Origin of the sequence: Streptomyces turgidiscabies Car8, assembly GCF_000331005.1 — a bacterium.
GTDB classification, from domain to species: domain Bacteria; phylum Actinomycetota; class Actinomycetes; order Streptomycetales; family Streptomycetaceae; genus Streptomyces; species Streptomyces turgidiscabies.
This window is the reverse complement of the sequence record NZ_AEJB01000620.1, coordinates 1-3278: the sequence shown is the minus strand read 5'-3', so window position 1 is coordinate 3278 and position 3278 is coordinate 1. Positions and strand designations below refer to the sequence as shown.

Annotated in this window: 4 protein-coding genes; 2 read left to right on the top strand and 2 right to left on the bottom strand. The window is 74.4% G+C overall.

Translation table 11 applies throughout. The annotated features are described in order from the left end of the window. Together STRTUCAR8_RS54905 and STRTUCAR8_RS43040 are read right to left on the bottom strand one after the other, a co-directional pair. Nucleotides 1–1500, bottom strand: a 1500-nt coding sequence (locus STRTUCAR8_RS54905) for a hypothetical protein (protein ID WP_006382739.1), incomplete at its 3' end; no start/stop codon positions are given. Between the two features lie 162 nt (nucleotides 1501–1662). Further along, complete coding sequence (locus tag STRTUCAR8_RS43040; RefSeq protein WP_006382737.1) at nucleotides 1663–1923, bottom strand: helix-turn-helix domain-containing protein; 261 nt, start codon at nucleotides 1921–1923, stop codon at nucleotides 1663–1665. A 32-nt stretch (nucleotides 1924–1955) separates the two neighbouring features. Between STRTUCAR8_RS43040 and map the strand changes: the two genes are divergently transcribed. After that, a complete protein-coding gene (map, locus tag STRTUCAR8_RS43035; RefSeq protein WP_006382736.1) occupies nucleotides 1956–2747 on the top strand; it encodes a type I methionyl aminopeptidase in 792 nt (263 codons plus the stop codon). A gap of 11 nt (nucleotides 2748–2758) precedes the next feature. Further along, nucleotides 2759–3278, top strand: a 520-nt coding sequence (locus STRTUCAR8_RS43030) for a GNAT family N-acetyltransferase (protein ID WP_006382738.1), incomplete at its 3' end; no start/stop codon positions are given.

Below are 3278 nucleotides of genomic sequence, written 5' to 3'. Positions count from 1 at the left end.
CTGTCCGCCGGGGACGCGGTCGTCGCCGGACGTGGTGCCGTCCGGCTCGGCATCCCGGCCGGTGCGACGGGTGCCGTCGCGCCAGGTGGGTGCGCCGTCGCCGAAATCCCGGCGTCCGGGGCCGAGACCGTCGCCGTAGGCGGCGGGGTTCCCACCCTCCTGGTCAGCCGCCCGGCCGGTGCGACGGACCGCGTCGCGCCAGGCAGGAGCCTCGTCGCCGGGAGCCTGGCGACCGAGGTCGTGGTCGTCAACGTAGGCGGCCGGGTGGGCGCCGCCCTGGTCGGCCGCCCGCCCTGCGCGACGGACGCCGTCGCGCCAAGCGGCAGCCTCGTCGCCGGGACCCCGGCGGCCGAGGTCGCGGTCGTCAACGTAGGCGGCCGGGTGGGCACCGCTGCGCCACGTGGACGCGTCGTCGTCGGCGTCCCGTCGGCCGGAACTCCGGTCGCCGCCATAGCGGGCGCTCGCACTCCAGGCGGAGGACTCGTCGCCGGAACCCGGGCCGTTGGCGCTACGGTCCTCGTCGTAGGCGGCGGCCGGGCGGGAGCCGTCTCGGCCGGAGCCGTCGCGCCACGCGGGTGCGCCCTCGCCGGAGTTCCGGCGGCCTGGGCCGAGATCGTCGTTTTCGCGGGCGCCGTCGCGCCAGGCGGGAGACTCCCCGCCGGGACCCTGGCGACCGTCGCCGTAGGCGGCCGGGCGGGAGCCGTCCGCGTCGGACGGGCGGCCGGAGCCGGCACGCCACGTGGAGGCCTCGTCGCCGGGACCCGGGGCGCCGGCTTCCTCGGTCGTGTGGCCGGAGTCGCGGGCGCCGTCGGTGTACCAGGTGGCCGGGGTGTCGGCCGGGTGCTGTTCGTCGGGGTGGGTGCGTTGTCTCGGCAGGGGCAGGGGGTCGCCCGCCGGCGCGTCGGCGGGGTGCGGGTTGCGCTGGGGGCGGCCGGTGAACAGGTCCGCCTCGTCGTCGCGGTCGCGGTGCTGGAAGGGCGCCCGGCTCACCGCCCTGCGGGCCAACTGGTCGAGGCGGTAACGGAGTTCGACGCAGCGGGCGGAGGCACGTTCGTGGTCGTCGTGGGCCCAGGCGAGGTCGAGGCGGAGACCCTCGGCCTCCTCGTGGGAGGCGGCGGAGGCGAGCGACCGCCCCAGCTCGGCGAGCCGTTCCGCCGCGTACTTCTGTTCCCGGAGCATCACGTCGAGCCGGTCCCCGAGGGTGTCGCGGGCGCCGGGGCGGGTGTCGAACGCGGCCAGCGCGGCCCGGTGCAGGGCACGCGCCTGCTCGGACTCCGGGGCGACCGTGCCCGTTCCGTACCCGGCGGCGAGATCCTGGAGCAGCGCGTCCACCACGTCCCAGGGCGGCACTTCGTACCCCTCCAGGCAGGCGCGCATACCGTCGGGGTCGCGTTCCCAGAACACGCCGCACCAGCCCGCGCCCTGATCGAGGCGGGCCAGCAGGCCGTTCAGATACCGCGCGAACTCCCGCACCTGCCCCGGGAGTTGTTCCACCACCATGACGCCCACCCCATGCCCGACCGGAGTCTCCGTCCCGTAGAAAACACCAACCGTGTTACGGATGGGCTACGGGGGGTTTTCGGACCGGACGCAGAGTACCGCGCACCCAGCGGAACGTGACGTGAGCCACTGCCACAATGGCCAAAACCGCCCCCCGTGGGCTCACGCCGCGACCGGAGCCAACGGCTCGCACCGCCCGACGAGTTCGTCCATGGACAGTCCGAGGACCCGCGCCAGCGCCGCGACCGTGAAGAAGGCCGGGGTCGGCGCACGGCCGGTCTCGATCTTGCGGAGGGTCTCGGCGGAGATACCGGCGTGCGCCGCGATCTGCGCCATGCTGCGACCGCCACGCGCCTCACGCAGCAACCGGCCAAGCCGCTCGCCGCGTTCACGCTCTTCGGGGGTGAGAGGAGTGCGTACCATCCCACCATTCTAATACCGGTATAGTAATTGGCATGGTGGAACTCAAGACAGACACAGCGATCGATGCCATGTACGAGACCGGCCAGGTGGTCGGCAGAGCCCTGACCGCCGTCCGGGAAGCCGCTGACGTGGGCGTCTCCCTGCTGGAGTTGGACGAGGTTGCACACGAGGTGCTGCGCGCCGCCGGGGCCACCTCCCCGTTTCTCGGCTACCACCCCTCCTTCGCGCCCACCCCGTTCCCGGCGGTGCTCTGCGCCTCGGTGAACGACGCGATCGTGCACGGCATCCCGGACGACTACCGGCTGCGCGACGGCGACCTCGTCTCCGCCGACTTCGGCGCCGAACTGGGCGGCTGGGCAGGCGACTCGGCGATCAGCTTCATCGTGGGCGAGCCGCGCCCGGCCGACGTACGGCTCGTCGAGACCGCCGAGCGGGCCCTCGCGGCGGGCATCGCGGCGGCGGTCGTCGGCAACCGCATCGGCGACATCGCGCACGCGATCGGCGAGGTGTGCCGTACTGCGGGCTACGGCATCCCGGACGGCTTCGGCGGCCACGGAATCGGCCGCCGTATGCACGAGGACCCCCCGGTCCCCAACGAGGGCCGCCCCGGCCGGGGCATGCCGCTGCGCCCCGGCCTGGTCCTGGCGATCGAGCCCATGCTGATCGGCAGCGGCAAGGACGGCTACTACGAGGCCCCGGACGGCTGGACCCTCCGCACGAACGACGGCTCCCGCGCCGCCCACGCGGAACACACGGTGGCGATCACGACGTCGGGACCACGGGTGCTCACGGCCCGGCAGGACACGCACACCAGCCGGGCGTAGCCTGCGGTTCCATGCGCATCAGGAGCGGCAGCCGTGCCGACGCGGACACCATCGCGAGCCTGCACACTGCCAGTTGGCGCAGCGCGTACGCCGCGCTCATGCCCGCCGCGTATCTGGACGGCCCGCTCGCGGCGGAGCACCTCGCGAAGTGGCGGGCCCGCACGAAGGCCCTGTCCGACGACCGGTGTCTGCTGCTCGCCGAGCACGACGGCGAGTTGCGCGGCTTCATCCATCTGGACACGGCCGCGGACGGCCGGGTCCACGTGGACAACCTGCACGCCCGGCCCGACCACGTCGGCACCGGCGTCGGCCGCGCCCTGCTGCACCAGGGCTTCGCCTGGGCGGCCCGGCACCGCCCCGGCCGGGACGTCTACCTGGAGGTGCTGCACGGCAACGCCCGCGCGATCTCGTTCTACGAGCGCGCGGGCGGCCTGCGCACCGCCGAGCGCCCCCTGCGAACGGCCGCGGGCTTCACCCTGGCGGAGATCGAGTACACGTGGCCCGCGGCGGCCGTCAGGCGCTACGGGGACG

Bases quoted from the DNA above. Each gene is read 5' to 3' on its own strand.
- STRTUCAR8_RS43040 (WP_006382737.1), bottom strand. From the start codon at position 1,923: ATGGTACGCACTCCTCTCACCCCCGAAGAGCGTGAACGCGGCGAGCGG.
- map (WP_006382736.1), top strand. From the start codon at position 1,956: ATGGTGGAACTCAAGACAGACACAGCGATCGATGCCATGTACGAGACC.